Origin of the sequence: Paractinoplanes deccanensis, assembly GCF_016862115.1 — a bacterium.
Taxonomy (GTDB): Bacteria; Actinomycetota; Actinomycetes; order Mycobacteriales; family Micromonosporaceae; genus Actinoplanes; species Actinoplanes deccanensis.
The window spans coordinates 89,097-103,687 of record NZ_BOMI01000178.1 but is presented as its reverse complement, the minus strand read 5'-3'; the positions used below and the strand labels follow the sequence as shown (position 1 = coordinate 103,687).

General features: G+C 71.7%; 7 protein-coding genes. 3 read left to right on the top strand and 4 right to left on the bottom strand.

Annotated elements, in window-relative coordinates:
- Positions 1–76 precede the first annotated feature (76 nt).
- Together Ade02nite_RS42515 and Ade02nite_RS42510 are read left to right on the top strand one after the other, a co-directional pair.
- On the top strand, positions 77–9,460 hold the full coding sequence (locus Ade02nite_RS42515; RefSeq protein ID WP_203776480.1) for a LamG-like jellyroll fold domain-containing protein: 9,384 nt from the start codon (positions 77–79) through the stop codon (positions 9,458–9,460).
- The gene (locus tag Ade02nite_RS42510; RefSeq protein ID WP_203776478.1) at positions 9,461–9,931 is read left to right on the top strand and encodes a hypothetical protein; all 471 of its coding nucleotides are present in this window, start codon (positions 9,461–9,463) and stop codon (positions 9,929–9,931) included.
- 17 nt (positions 9,932–9,948) lie between these two features.
- Here Ade02nite_RS42510 and Ade02nite_RS42505 read toward each other — a convergent pair whose 3' ends face one another.
- Complete coding sequence (locus Ade02nite_RS42505) at positions 9,949–11,163, bottom strand: polysaccharide deacetylase family protein (RefSeq protein WP_203776476.1); 1,215 nt, start codon at positions 11,161–11,163, stop codon at positions 9,949–9,951.
- Between the two features lie 119 nt (positions 11,164–11,282).
- On the opposite strand from Ade02nite_RS42505, the gene Ade02nite_RS42500 reads away from it, so the two are divergent.
- Positions 11,283–12,164: a PhzF family phenazine biosynthesis protein gene (locus Ade02nite_RS42500; protein ID WP_203776474.1), complete on the top strand. Its 882-nt coding sequence runs from the start codon at positions 11,283–11,285 to the stop codon at positions 12,162–12,164.
- Positions 12,165–12,269: 105 nt separating this feature from the next.
- On the opposite strand, the gene Ade02nite_RS42495 is transcribed toward Ade02nite_RS42500, so the two are convergent.
- The 3 genes from Ade02nite_RS42495 to Ade02nite_RS42485 all read right to left on the bottom strand — a co-directional run bounded on the left by Ade02nite_RS42495 (position 12,270) and on the right by Ade02nite_RS42485 (position 14,588).
- A complete protein-coding gene (locus Ade02nite_RS42495; protein ID WP_203776472.1) occupies positions 12,270–12,734 on the bottom strand; it encodes an anthrone oxygenase family protein in 465 nt (154 codons plus the stop codon).
- A gap of 145 nt (positions 12,735–12,879) precedes the next feature.
- A complete protein-coding gene (locus Ade02nite_RS42490) occupies positions 12,880–13,629 on the bottom strand; it encodes a polysaccharide deacetylase family protein (protein ID WP_203776470.1) in 750 nt (249 codons plus the stop codon).
- Positions 13,626–14,588, bottom strand: a complete 963-nt coding sequence (locus tag Ade02nite_RS42485) for a glycosyltransferase family 2 protein (protein WP_203776468.1) — start codon at positions 14,586–14,588, stop codon at positions 13,626–13,628. The genes Ade02nite_RS42490 and Ade02nite_RS42485 overlap by 4 nt, the downstream gene beginning before the upstream one ends.
- Between the last annotated feature and the right edge of the window lie 3 nt (positions 14,589–14,591).

Sequence of the window (14,591 nt, the reverse complement as noted above, 5' to 3'; positions counted from 1 at the left end):
GCCGGACGGTCACCGCCGCTGCTCCACTGTGCACGGTCCGCAGAGTGCGGCGCATGACCGATGGGGACGGAGTGCCATGGCCGCCGGACGACGAATCCTGAGCTTGCTCGCGTCGGTGTCGCTCACCGTCAGCGGGGCCGTGCCGCTGCAACTGGCCGGGGAGCTGGAACGCGGGCCGTCCCTGTTCGCGATGCTGGCGTCGCTCGGCGAGCATCTGCGGGCCCCCGATCCGGCGCCGGACAGGTCCCGGCAAGGGCTGCCGCAGCAGCGCGACGGCGGGCCGTTGCGCGCCGCACCGGCGCCGGCGAGCGCGACGACGGCAGACGGTGGCGCGGGGCGGGCTCCCGGCAAGGGCATCGGGGCGCTGCCGCCGGACGTGCCCGAGAAGCGCACGGTCAAGAAATCGACCTCGCCGCGGGCCGTCGGTGCGGCCGACTTCGCCGCCAACGTCGCGCCGCAGATCGACGCGCAATATCCGGCGAGCGGCGCGCCGGTGCCGACGCTGACGCCGGAGTTGCTGGCCGCCGCGAGCGACCCGGACGGCGGGCCCTCCGCCATCCGCTACTCGTTCACCGTCTACGACGCCGCCGGCGCGGTCGTCGCCCAGTCCGGCGCCGTCGCCGCGCGCGGCTGGACCGTGCCGGCTGGGGTGCTGCGCTGGGGCAAGACCTACGCCTGGACGGTCAGCGCGAGCGACGGCTCGGCCACCAGCACCTCGCAGCAGCTGCACGGCCTGCAACCGCGCTTCCCGCAGCCGCTGGTCACCACCGGGCTGTCGCAGAACGGCGGGCGCGGCTTCGACCCGAAGACCCGCAACTACACCACCACCGTCACCGACCTCACCGTGCCGACGGTCGGTCCCTCGCTGGCGCTGGAGCGTTTCTACAACACTCTGGACGTACGCCGGGACACCGCTTTCGGCGCCGGATGGTCGAGCATCCTGGACGCCAAGGCCACCGAGGTGCGCGACCGCGCGGGTGCCCTCCAGGGCGTCGTGGTGACCTACCCGAACGGGCAGGAGGTGGGCTTCGGCCGCAACCCGGACGGCGCGTACGTCCCGCCGACCGGCCGGTTCGCCACGTTCACCGCGGTCAGCGGCGGCTACCGGCTGGTCGACAAGGACGGCACCGCGTACACGTTCACCCTGTCGGCCGGCTCCGGGCAGTACCGGGTCACCGCCATCACCGACGTGCAGAACCGGGCCCTGACCTTCCAGTACGCCGGCGGCCGCGCCGAGTCGGTGACGGCGGCGTCCGGTCGCCGCCTGTGGATCGACTGGGCGCAGACCGGCTCCGGCCGCTGGCACGTGCTCTACGTCAGCACCGAGCGGCTCGACCCGGACGACCCGGAGAGCAGCTTCACGCACACCTACCACTACGGCCCGGACGACGAGCTGAGCCAGGTCTGCCCGCCCGACAACGACAACAAGTGCACCGTCTATCAGCACACGTCCGCCTCGCAGCACCCGTCGATCGTGGCGAACGCGGGCCCGTCGTCGTACTGGCGGATGACCGAGGCGTCCGGCGGCACGGCGGTCAGCGCGGTCCACGCGAACCAGGGTGTCGACAACGCCGGGTACACCGACGTCACCCTCGGCCAGCCGGGCCCGCTGGTGGGCGCCACGGCCACCTCGGCCGGCTTCAACGGCACCTCGTCGCGGGTGGAGCTGCCCGCCAAGCTCGACGCCGCCACCGGCGTGCAGTCGGTGGCCCTGTGGTTCCGGGCGAACCCCGGCGACGGCGGGGTCCTGTTCGGCTACTCCGCCGACCCGATCACCAAGGCCACCACCAGCAGCCACTACACGCCCGCCCTCTACATCGGCGGCAGCGGACGGCTGCACGGCGGCTTCTGGACCGGCACCACCACCACGATCGCCACCACCGGCGCGGTCAACGACGGCACATGGCACCACGTGGCGCTGGTCGCCGGCGGCGGCAAGCAGTGGCTCTACCTCGACGGCGCCGAGGTGGGCACCAAGACCGCGGCGGTGAGCATCGCCGGGCTGACCGGCAGCAGCCGGCGCTACCTCGGCGCCGGCTTCACCGGCGGCGGCTGGCCGGACCAGCCCTCGGCGACGGCCGCGCCGAGCTTCTTCAAGGGCTGGCTCGCCGAGGCCGCCCGGTTCGACCGGCCGCTGACCGCCGAAGAGATCGCCACCATGCATCGCGCGGGCACCACCGACTCGCACCCGGTGATCGCCACCCTGCGCCCGTCCGGCAACGCCACCACCCGCATCGGTTACGACCGGGTGGACGGCACGGTGGAGACGGTCACCGACACCAACGGCGGCGTGTGGCGGCTGGGCAAGCCCAGCGTCTCCGGCTCCAGCAAGATGTACCAGGCGAGCGTGCTCAACGCCCGGCCCACCGACTACTGGCGCTTCGCCGACTCGGGCACCTGGCAGCCGGTCAACCAGGTGATCGGCAACCCGTCCTGGTACAGCTACGTCGGTCTGGGCACGACCGGCGGGCCGTTCGACGACCCGGTCGCCCACTTCGACGGCGAGGCGTCGCACGTCGGCCTCACCGGCGAGAACGTCCCCGCCGGCGGCCCGGTCTCGGTGAGTCTGTGGTTCAAGATGGACGCGGGCGCGAGCACCGGCGGGGTGCTCTACTCGTTCCAGTCGCACGAGATCTGGAACGACCCGGACGAGGAGACCGACAACTGGGTGCCGGCGCTCTACGTCGGCGCCGACGGCAAGCTGCGCGGCCAGTTCTGCTACTGCGACGGCGCCGCCCCGATCACCACCGGCGGCACGGTCAACGACGGCCAGTGGCACCACGTGGCGCTGGCGGCGGGCTCCGGGAGCCAGACGCTCTACCTCGACGGCGCGAAGGTCGGCACCGCCGGCCGGGCGGTGGAGCAGACCACCGCCGTGCACGCGTACATCGGCGCCGGCACCACCCTCGGCTGGCCGTCCGCGACCGCCGACACCACCAACGGCTTCTTCCCCGGATCGCTCGCCGAGTTCGCCTACTACCGCTCGGAGCTGTCCGCCGGGCAGGCCGCCGACCAGTTCGCGGCCCGCGCCAAGTCGGCCGGGCAGCCGGTCAAGACGGTGATCACCACCGACCCGAACGGCAAGTGGCTCACCGACGTCTACGAGCTGCCCGAGGACCGCAAGGTCTCCTCCACCGACGCGCTCGGCAAGACCACCCGCTTCGGGTACGACACCGGCGGCTTCCTGCGCACCGTCACCGATCCCAACGGCCACGTCACCACCGAGGAGCACGACGTCCGGGGCAACGTCGTCTCCACCACCACCTGCCAGGACCGGTCCGCCGGACGGTGCTCCACCGTCTACTACACCTATTACCCGGACGCCACGTCGACGGTGCTCACCCCCGACCCCCGCAACGACGTCCTGCTGACCGTGCGCGACGGGCGGTCCTCGTCGGCCTCCGACAACCGCTATCTGACCACGATGACGTACGACGCGAAGGGCAACCGGACGGCGGTCACCGACCCGCTCGGCCGGGTCACCCGGACCGCGTACTCCGACGGCACCGGCGCGGCGGTCGGCGGCGGCCTCGTGCCGGCCGGCCTGCCCACCTCGGTCACCACGCCGGGCGGCGCCCGCCGCAGCGTGGCCTACTACAGCAACGGCGACGTCGCGTCCGTCACCGAGCCCACCGGCAAGGTGACGTCGTACGTCTACGACCTCGCCGGGCGGCTGACCGATCAGACCGAGACGACGTCGAGCTTCCCGGGCGGGCTCACCACCTATTACGGCTACGACGCGCTGAGCCGCATGGTCTGGATGGTCGAGCCGCCGGTCACCAACAAGGTCACCGGTGTGGTGCACACCGCGTCCACCTCGATGGCGTACGACCCGGACGGCTTCCTGGTCGAGCAGACCGCCATCGACAAGACCGGCGGCGACGCGCCCCGCACGGTCCGCTACGCCCACAACGAGCACGGCCAGGTGTCGACCGTGACCGACACCTCCGGCAACGAGACCCGCTACACGTACGACGTGCTCGGCAACATCGTCACCGAGGCCGAGCCGGACGGCGGGGTGGTCCGCAACGGCTACGACGTCAACGGTCAGCTGACCAGCACCACCAAGCTCGGCTGGACCGGCGACCCGAACAACCCGTCACCGCCGCGCGACCTCGTGCTCGAGACCAAGACGTACGACCCGGCGGGGCGCCTGGCCTCCGACATCGACGCGATGAACTGGTTGACGTCGTACACGTACACCGACAACGGCCTGACCGCCACGATCACCCGCCGCGACCCGGCCACCGGCGCGTCGTTCGTCGAGGAGGAGAACGCGTACGACGGCGCCGGCAACCTGGTCTCGCAGAAGACCAACAACGGCGTCACGCTCACCACGCACACCGTCGACGCCGCCGGGCGCACCACCTCGTCGGCCCTGGACCCGTCCGGCGTCAACCGGGTCACCCAGTACGAGTACAGCGACGACGACGCGCTGCTCGCCACCAACCGGCGGGCCGGCACCGGCGCGGTCGAGGAGCGGCTGAGCTACGCGTACGACGCCGCCGGCAACCAGATCTCCGAGGCGCTGTGGCTGGCCGGGGCGGACCGCGCCGCGCGCTGGCGGCTCGACGGGCTCGCCGACGGCCGCGCCGCCGACGACGTGGGCAACGGCGCGCTGAGCCCGGCTCCCGGCGTCACCTTCTCGGCCGAGCGCGGCGGCGCCGCCGTGCTCAACGGCACCGACGGGCGGCTGACCAGCGCGGCCAGCCCGGTCGACAGCAGCCGCAGCTTCACCGTCGCGGCCTGGGTGAAGCTCGCCGCCACCGGCCGGACCGGCCAGGCGGTCAGCGCCGACGGCACCAAGCAGAGCCCGTTCCAGCTGCGCTACGACGCCACCGCGAACCGCTGGCAGTTCATCACCAGCCAGTTCGACACTGCCGCGCCCGGCGCGGTCGCCTCCACCTCGACGTCGGTGCCGGCCACCGGCACCTGGACGCACCTGGCCGGCGTCTACGACGCGAGCGCGCAGACGATGCGGCTCTACGTCAACGGCTCGCTCCAGGACACCGACGGCGGCGCCCGCCCGTTCGCCTCCTCCGGCGGCACGACCGTCGGTGCCGGCCGGTGGAACGGCACCGTCACCGACTTCTGGCAGGGCCAGGTCGACGACGTCCAGCTCTACCAGAAGGCGCTGACCGGCTCCGAGGTCACCGCGGTGCGCGACGGCAGCGGTCCCGGCGGCGACGCCCGGGTGGTGCGCACCTCGTACCGGGTCGACGAGGGCGGTCTCGTCCGCGCCGCCACCGGGCCCAACGGCGACACCACCGACTACACGTACGACGAGGGGGATCGCCTCGCCGTGGTGACCCGGCCGGCCACCGCGAACGAGACGGCCGGCGGCACCCCGGTCCGCGGCCGGGCCACCAGCACCACCGGCTACAACACGTTCGGCAACGCCGTCGACGAGCGCGACGCGGCCGGCCACCGCACGGCGCACGTCTACGACACCGCCGGCCGGCTCACCGAGTCCCGCCTCGACAGCTACCAGCCGCCGGGCGCCAGCACGGCGGTCGTCCCCCGGATGACGCGCTCCTACGACGAGATGGGCCGGCTGCGCACCGTCACCGACCCCCTCCAGCGCACCACCGGCTACGCCTACGACCAGCTCGGCCGGATGGTCACCCTGACCGAGCCGGGCGGCGCGGTCACCAAGCACACCTACGACCTGGTCGGCGACCGGCTCTCCACCACCGCGCCGAGCGGCTCGGTCAGCACCGCCACCTACGACTACCTGGGCCGGACGCTCACCAGCACCGACGTGGTCCGGCAGGACAACACCCACTACACGACCCACTACGGGTACGCGCCCGGCGGCTGGGCGGCCTCGAAGCGCTCCCCCGCCGGGGTGACCGCCTCGCGCACCTTCAACGCGGTCGGCCAGGTGGTCACCAGCACCGACGGCGCGAACGCCGTGACCAAGCTCTACTACGACGGTCTGGGCCGGCAGGACGTCACGATCCTGCCGAACGGCACCGAGCTGGGCGTCGCCTTCGACAAGGCGAGCCGGCCGGTCGAGACGTGGGAGCTCGCGCCCGGCGGGGACTATCTGGCCGGCACGTTCGCCGAGTACGACCTCGCCGGTCACACCACGGCGACGGTCGACGAGCGGGGCACCCGCACCACGTACGCCTATGACGCGGCCGGGCAGCTCACCTCGCTGCGGCAGCCGGTGTCGGCGGCCCAGGCGATCCAGACGAGCTTCGGCTACGACGTGCTCGGCAACCGCACCCGCTACACCAACGGGCGCGGCCACTCGTTCGTCACCACGTACAACAGCCTGAACCTGCCCGAATCGCTGATCGAGCCGGCGACGACCAGGTACCCCGCGGCCATCGACCGCACCTTCACCCGCGTGTACGACGCGGCGGGCCGGCCGGTCGCCGACCGCTCGCCGGGCAACGTCAGCACCGCGTTCGAGTACGACGCCGCCGGCAACCTGATCAAGCGCAGCGGCACCGGCGCGGAGGCCGCCACCACCGACCGGGTCTTCGGCTACGACGCCGACGGCCGGATCACCTCGGCCTCCGCCCCCGGCGGCACCAACTCCTTCACGTACGACGACCGCAACCTGCTGCGCACCACCACCGGCCCGTCCGGCGCCGCCACCTTCGCCTACAGCCCCGACGGCAAGCCGGCGTCCCGCGCCGACGCGGCGGGCACCACCTCGTACACCTACGACTCCGCCGGCCGCCTCGGCACGGTGGCGAACGCCGCGGCGGGCCTGTCCGCGTCGTTCGGCTACAACTCGCTGTCGCAGCCCACCACCATCCGCTACGCCGGCGGCAACACGCGCACCTTCGAGTACGACGACTTCCGCCGCCTCTCCCGCGACCAGATGCACACCCCTGGCGGGGCCGAGGTCGCCGCGATCGACTACCTGTACGACGTCGCGGGCAACCTGACCGACAAGACCACCACCGGCTTCGGCGGCACGACCGAGAACAGCTACACCTACGACCTGGCCGGCCAGCTCACCTCCTGGGACAACGGCGTCACCAAGGTCGCCTACGAGTACGACGCCGCCGGCAACCGCACGAAGATCGGCAACCGCACCCTGGCGTACGACGAGCGCGACCAGCTCACGTCGTCCAGCGACGGCACCCAGTTCACCTACACCGCACGCGGCACCCTGGCCGGCACCGTCAAGGCCGGCGTCACCACGCAGACCCGGGCCGACGCCTTCGGCCAGATCATCAACCAGCAGGGCCAGACGTACGGCTACGACGCCTTCGGCCGGGTGCTGCGCGCCGGCTTCAGCTACTCCGGCCTCGGCAACACGCTGGCCTCCGACGGCGTCTCCACCTATGTCCGCGACCCGTCCGACGACCTGTTCGGCACCGTGAGCGGCGGCGCGGCCCGCTACTCGTGGACCGACCAGCACACCGACCAGGTCGGCCAGTTCACCGGCACCGGCGCCACGCTGACCGGCTCCACCACGTACGACCCGCTCGGCAAGGTCCTGAACACCAGCGGCATGGGCGGCTCGCTCGGCTACCAGCAGGAGTGGACGGACAGCAACACGGGCCGCGTCAACATGCTGTCCCGCTGGTACAACCCGGACACCGGCCAGTTCGACACCCGCGACTCGGTCGCGGTCAGCCCGGTGCCCAACCCGGTCTCGGCAAACAGGTTCGCCTACGGCGACAACTCGCCGCTGCTCGCGACCGACCCCACCGGCCACCTGCCGATCGATGCCCCCGGCCGGATAGCCCGGGCCTGGAAGGAGTCGATCAAGCGCTGGTTCCTTCCCCCGCCGCAGCCGGTCGAGCCTCCCCTCGTCAAGAAGATCAAGGCCTTCACCGGCAAGGTCCTGGCCGCCGGCGTGGCCGTCGGCAAGTTCGTCGCGAAGACGGCCGCCAAAGCCGAGGAATACACCAAGAAGGTCATCGACAAGGGCAAGCAGACCGGCAAGGCGGTCGTCACCACGACGACCAGGGTGGTGACCGACCCGGTCGGGGCGGCCCGTGACGGCTACGAATGGGCCAAGGAGAACACCGACACCATCATCGAGGTGGCCGCCTTCGTCACGGCCATCGCCGCCGGCTCGGCCTGCACCCTGCTGTCCGGAGGAACAGCCATCGCCCTGTGCGTGGTAGGCACCGCCGCGATCATCAACCTCGCCAAGGACGCCGCCCAGGGCGACGTCAAGAACTACGGTGACGCCTTCCAATCGCTGGGCACGGGCGCTATCACCGGCCTGACGGACCGTTTCGGCGGCAAAATCATCGCCCGCTTCGGCGGCTCGCTGATAACCAAGGCCTCCTCCACGATGTTCCGCCGCGCGGCCACGAACCGCGGCAGCGAGGCGATCTCGTCGAGCGTCGGCGACGCGGCCTCCCAGCTCATCTCCACCGGCACGATCAACCCCAAGGACGCGCTGCTCGCCGGCTTCAGCGACGCCGTCATGCCCGGCCTGCCGGGCAAGCGCGGCAACCCGGGCAAGGGCGGCCCCACCCCGGCGAACACCACGGGCGGCCCCGGCGGCGACCTGCCCCGAGGCCAGGACCTGTCCCGGCCGACGCCCGCCCCGGCGAAACCCGCCGGCCTCAGCTCCGCACCCCAGGGCACCCTGACCGCGCCGAGCCCCGGCCGTTCCTGCAAGGGCAACAGCTTCGCCCCCACCACCCGGGTCCTGATGGCCGACGGCTCCACCAAGCCCATCAAGGACATCAAGGTGGGCGACCAGGTCCGCACCACCGACCCGGCAAGCGGCCTGACCGGCGCCCGCAAGGTCACCGCGGTGCACGTCAACCACGACCGCGCCCTGACCGACCTGACCGTGCGCACGAAGGACGGCAAGCAGGCCGTCGTCCACACCACCCAGCACCACGAGATCTGGAACTCCACCACCGCAACCTGGGAGGACGCCGGCACCCTGCGGCCCGCCACCGAACTGCACGCCCCCAACGGCCGCACAACGGTGCTGGACAAGCGCAACTTCACCGGCGCCCGCGCCATGCACGACCTCACGGTCGACCAGATCCACACGTACTACGTCCTCGCCGGCAACGAACCCGTTCTCGTCCACAACTGTGGCGCACCGGTAGAAAACGACGCAAAGCTGGCGCGCGATCGAGCGGAAAGCCTGCAAAGCCTGCGTGACGACTATCCGAACGCCGCGAACCACGGGACAACTTCCGTGATCGGCGTTTACAACAAGACTACGGGACAATGGACCCACCACATCGCCATCAATGGCGATGGCGATATGCCGAACGGCTGGACACTCGACGCGAATGAGAAGTTCATCCGAGGTAGGGGTCACGCCGAGCAGACCATCCTCAACAATCTTGGAGATGACGAAATTGTAGGTTTCGGCGGTACCTCACGAAATATCTGTCGCGATACCTGCTACCCGCTGCTCAACAGCAACGGCATGAGGTTCGGCGGCGCTGGGTACTTTGGTGGACGGGCGGACAAGACACCGTTCTCGTACTTCTGGCAGGAAGGCTGGTAGTTGGAAAGCGTCAAGCTGACCGAAGCACTCGGTTACACAGTGGGCGACCGGCTGATGATCTCGGCGGAAGCGTTCGACACCCGGGTCGCGCGCACAACCACCCTGCGGGTGCTCGTCGCATGGCCGTGGCGGGAGGTCGATGAGGAATCGGCGAATTCGTGGGATGGCACCATGGGTTTCTCACGCGACCCCGATGCCTACGATTGGGGCAACACGCCGTGGCGGCTGGAGCCTGATCCCTCGACACTGCGAGCCGGCGATCCGTGCTTCGTGGGGATCCCGCCGACAGAAGTGAAGATAACGGGCATCGAGAAGTACGAGCCGCCGGCCGACTTCGGATTTCTACCGCGGCCGGACCATGTTCTCGAGGTGGTGCCGGTGGACCTGCTGTCCGATGACGATGCGGGTTACGTGCTCTACCTCAACGGACACGAGCCGATCGACATCCACGTGCTGGACAGCCGGCGGTAACGGGAGCGGCCGCCGTGTCAGGCCGGGACCAGATACTCGGCCCAGCCGCCCCGAGGTGCGCGGCCTACCGGCAGAGCGCGCAGCCTTTCGAGGACAGCGTCGTTCTGGGCCTCCAACCAGGCCACCAACTGCCGGAAGGACACGAACCTCACGTTCGGATGCTGGGCCATGGCGCGGGCCGCCTCGCTCACCGCGTCCATGTAGATGCCCCGGTTCCAGTTCTCGAAGTGGTTGCCGATGATCAGGGGCGCCCGGTTGCCGTGGTAAGCGCGCCGGAAACCCGCCAGGTAAGCGTCCCTGGCCTGAGCCTTCCACTTCGGGTGCATCGCCGGGTCGCCGTGCGGGGTCTTCGACTGGTTGAACATGATGTTGTAGTCCATCGAGATGACCTCGAAGCTGTGCCCCGGGAACGGGATGCTCTGCATCGGCACCTGCCAGAGGCCGTTCTTCCACTGCCGTGGCCAGACCTGGGTGCCGGTTCCGGAGCTGTCGTACTTCCACTTCCGCACCCGGGAAGCCTTGAGCAGGTTCTTCTGCCCCTCCAGGCAGGGGGTCCGGCCGCCGATCAGTTCCTTGGCGTAGTCGAACGGCAGCGGCGGCAGGTCGGTGAAACCGGTGTTGGTGCGCCAGTTCCGGACGAACGACAAGGCCTGGTCGATCTCGCTGTCCCAGTCGGCCGGTGACCATCTCTCGACGCCGCCGGGGCCGCAGAAGTGGCCGTTGAAGTGGGTGCCGATCTCGTTGCCGGCGAGCCAGGCGGGGCCGAGCTGGCCGATGGTGCCGTGCACCGAACGGTCGGAGAACCAGCCGATGGCGGAGGCGCCGACCGGGTGGCGCGGCGGCTTGTAGAGCATGCGCTTGGACTTCGGCAGGGTGTAGAGGCCGGTCAGGAAGAACGTCATGGTGCCGTGCAGCTCGGCCGCGAGCTCGCGGAAGCGGGTGAACAGGTCGGCCCGGCCGGAGCCGTCCCAGGAGAACACGACGAACTGCGGGGGTTCCTCGCCGGGTGCCAAGGCGCGGGCGACGGGCTGGTGCGGCTGCGGTCCGGTGTCGCTGGTGCTGCCGTCACCGATCAGCCGGGGCTGGGCCGGCGACGCGGCCGGCCGTGCGGACGGCGCCGGCGGCGCTGAGGATGCCGGAGCGACGACCGTCCGCCGGGCCGGACCGCAGCCGGCGAGCGTCCCGGCGCCGGCCGCGGCCGCCGCCAGCAGGATTCCTCTTCTACTGATCATCTGTGGTTCCCCGTGGACGAGCGCGTGGATCTTGGTACGCACTCACGCTAGGGAGATCGCGCCGGCTTTGAATCCCTGGAACGTGCCACGCCGGTCCGATCTGGACCAGGATGGGGGCCATGACGCGCTTCTTCTTCGTCGATGTCTTCGCCGACCGCCCGCTGACCGGCAACCCGCTGGCGCTCGTGCCCGGCGCCGACGAGATCACCGTGCCGCAGATGCGGGCCATCGCCCGCGAGTTCAACCAGTCGGAGACGACGTTCCTGATGCGAGACCCGGACGAGGGCGTCGACTGGCGCCTGCGCTCGTTCACCCCGGCCGGGGTGGAGGTCGACGGGGCCGGGCACAACGCGCTCGGCGCCTGGCTGTGGCTGGCCGAGCAGGGGCTCACCGGTGACCAGCCGGCCGTGACGATGCGCCAGCGGATCGGCGCCGAGGTTCTGCCCGTCGAGATCCTGCGGGTGCCGGGTGAGCCGGTCCGCATCGTCATGGACCAGGCCGCCCCCGAGTTCGGCAAGCAGGTCACCGACGGCGAGCGGCTGGCCGGCACGCTCGGGCTCGCACCCGGGCACCTCGCCGCCGACGCCACCGCCCAGGTCGTGTCCACCGGCGTGGGCCACCTGCTCGTGCCGCTCGCCACCCGCGAGGCGGTCGACGCGGCCGTCGCGCAGAGCCGCGAGCTCGCCGCGCTGCTGGCCGAGGCGGGCGGCGAGGGCTGCTACCTCTACACCACGGCGGGCGACGACGGCGCCGCCGCGTACACCCGCTTCTTCAACCCGACCGTGGGCATCGCCGAGGACCCCGCCACGGGTACGGCCGCAGGTCCGCTCGCCGCCGCCCTCACACGCTCGGGACGCGTGCCCGCCGGCTCCCCGGTGTTCATCGAGCAGGGCCATCACCTCGGCCGCCCGAGCCGCCTCCGCGTGGACGTGGAGGGCGACCGGGTGCGGCTGTCGGGCTCGGGCCTGATCGTCGCCGAGGGAGAGATCCGGATCGCATGAGAGAGCGCCAAGGGAGAGATCCGGATCAGGTGAGGGAGCACCGAGGGCGAGATCCGGATCAGGTGAGGGAGCACCGAGGGAGAGGTCCGGATCGGGTCAGGCGGCTCAGTACCGGCGCAGCACGCCGACCAGCAGCACGGCGCAGCCGGCCAGGCAGAGGACGGTCCGGACGTGATTCGCCGGGTTCCAGTCCGCCAGGTACCGCGACCAGGTGATCGCGCCCGCGTCGAGGCGATTGTTCAGCGGTACGTTGACCGCCGCCGTGACGCCGACCGCCCCGATGAGGGTCAGCAGCGCGCCGGCCAGCAGCCAGGCGGCACCGGGGCGCGACCAGGTCGCCACGGCCCGGACGATGACCGCGACGGACAGCGCGGACACGCCGAAGAGGGCGATCATGAGCGGCGGGCGCTGCGCGGTCACGTTGAGCGAGCGCATGGCGGCGGCGCCCTCCGATTCCGGCAGCCGCCGCAGACCGCTCATGACGAACGCCGAGAAGGCGAAGAACACGCCGGCGAGCAGCCCGCTCCCGACGACGGCGGCCGAGGCGAGAACATCCCATGAGCGATTCATGAGTCCATGTCACCCGAGCGCACCGAGATGATCCATACCGCAACGGCTCGCTTCCATAAGCGAACGTCCAGACGCGAACGGGAGCGGCGAGCGAGGAGGGCGGCGGCGCACGAGGGGCAGCGGCGCACAGGGCTGCGGCGCAACGTCAGCCGAGTCGTTCGGTGGCGCGGCGGACCAGCCGGTAACCGCGAGTCCGCCACCGTTCCCGGCGCCACGCGATCGGCGCGCCCGAGCCGTCGATGACCCGCCGGACCTGGTCGCGGCCGGTGCGGCGGTGCACCGTGAAGCGGGCCACCGCCAGGTCGTCGTCGCGGGAGTGCGACAGGGCGTTCTTCACGGCGTGGCCGTCGACCACTCCCGCCGACGCGAGCAGGGCTCTCGTGCGGCCGCTGTGGCTTCCGTGCGGGTAGGCGAACGACGTCACCGGCCGGCCGATCTCGTCCTCGAGGTCCTGCCGCGACTCGACGACCTCGCGCCGCGCCGGCTCGGGCGACAGCACGTCGAGGTGCGGATGGGTGACCGAATGCGCGCCGATCTCCACCGACGGCACCTCGGCGACGTCGCGCAGGGCCCGGCGCGACAGCATGCCGGGCCGGCCCAGGTAGCCGGTCGTGACGAAGATCGTGGCAGCCAGGCCGGCCCGGTCGAGCACGGGCAGCGCGACATCGGCGAAGTCGGCGAACCCGTCGTCGAAGGTCAGGGCGATCGGGCGTTCCGGCAGGGGTTCCTCGCCGCGCAGGCCGGCGCCGAGCCGGCCGGCGGTCAGCGGCACGCGGCCGCTCTCGGCCACCGCCCGCATGTCCGCGCGGAACTGGTCCTCGGTCACCGCCCACCGGTCGGCGTCCGCCGCGCCGCGCGGGGTGATCGAGTGGTAGAGCAGGACGGGAACGATCATGCCGGTGCTCGGCGCGTGCGCGAGCCGGCCACGTACCCGGCGACCGTTGCCGCGAGACCGGCGACGACCGCGGCTCCCCGCAGCGCGGCCACCGGCTCCCGGCGCAGCAGGACCGGGTTCAGCGCGCGCAGCACCGCGCGGGGCAACACCGAGCGCACGTAGTGCCGCTCGGCCGACAGGGCCGACCGGCTGCCGCCGAGCCGCGCGACCGCCGCCTTGGAACGGCCCTCGTGATAGCACCGGGACAGGAAGTACTTCACCGTCTGCCGCTGCCGGGGCACGAAGTGGTCCACCGCCGCGCCGGGCTCGAACACGATCCGTGCGACGGGCGACGCCTTCGCCAGCCGGATGCAGAACTCCGTCTCCTCGCAGCCGACCGGCAGCGTGCCGACCCGGCCCACCAGGCGGGAGAAGCCGCCCACGGTCTCGAAGGAGGAACGGCGGATGGCCATCGAGGCGCCGATCGGGTTGCGCACGGCCCGGCGCTGGGTCGGCAGGCCCCGGTAGCTGCAGCCCACGACCCAGCCGAACTCCTCGGGGAACCAGCGGGGAGCGGCGTCGCCCTGCCAGCGCGGCTCGACCCGCGTGCCGGTGACGGCGACGTCGCCGTGCGCGAAGGCCGCCCGGATGCTCTCCAGCCAGCCCGGCCTCGCGGTGGCGTCGTCGTCGAGGAAGGCGACCACGTCGCCCCGGCTCGCGGCGACCCCGGTGTTGCGGGCGTCGGACAGGCCCGGCCGGCCGTCGTTGGCGATCACCCGGCAGCCACGGAGCTCGTCGAGGGCCAGCCGCAGCAGCGGCGGGCAGTGATCGATGACGATGACGAGCTCGTCATCGTCGCTGAGCTGCCGCGCCACCGAGGCGGCGGCGGCGCGGAGGTCGCTCCAGCGCCCCATCGTGTAGGCGCAGATGACCACCGTGATCGGGTACGGCGTGCGCTGTGCCGGCGGACGGTAGGTCACCTC

Coding starts and splice junctions, on each gene's coding strand:
- Ade02nite_RS42505 (WP_203776476.1), bottom strand. CDS start 11,163: ATGATCAGTAGAAGAGGAATCCTGCTGGCGGCGGCCGCGGCCGGCGCC.
- Ade02nite_RS42515 (WP_203776480.1), top strand. CDS start 77: ATGGCCGCCGGACGACGAATCCTGAGCTTGCTCGCGTCGGTGTCGCTC.
- Ade02nite_RS42490 (WP_203776470.1), bottom strand. CDS start 13,629: ATGATCGTTCCCGTCCTGCTCTACCACTCGATCACCCCGCGCGGCGCG.
- Ade02nite_RS42500 (WP_203776474.1), top strand. CDS start 11,283: ATGACGCGCTTCTTCTTCGTCGATGTCTTCGCCGACCGCCCGCTGACC.
- Ade02nite_RS42495 (WP_203776472.1), bottom strand. CDS start 12,734: ATGAATCGCTCATGGGATGTTCTCGCCTCGGCCGCCGTCGTCGGGAGC.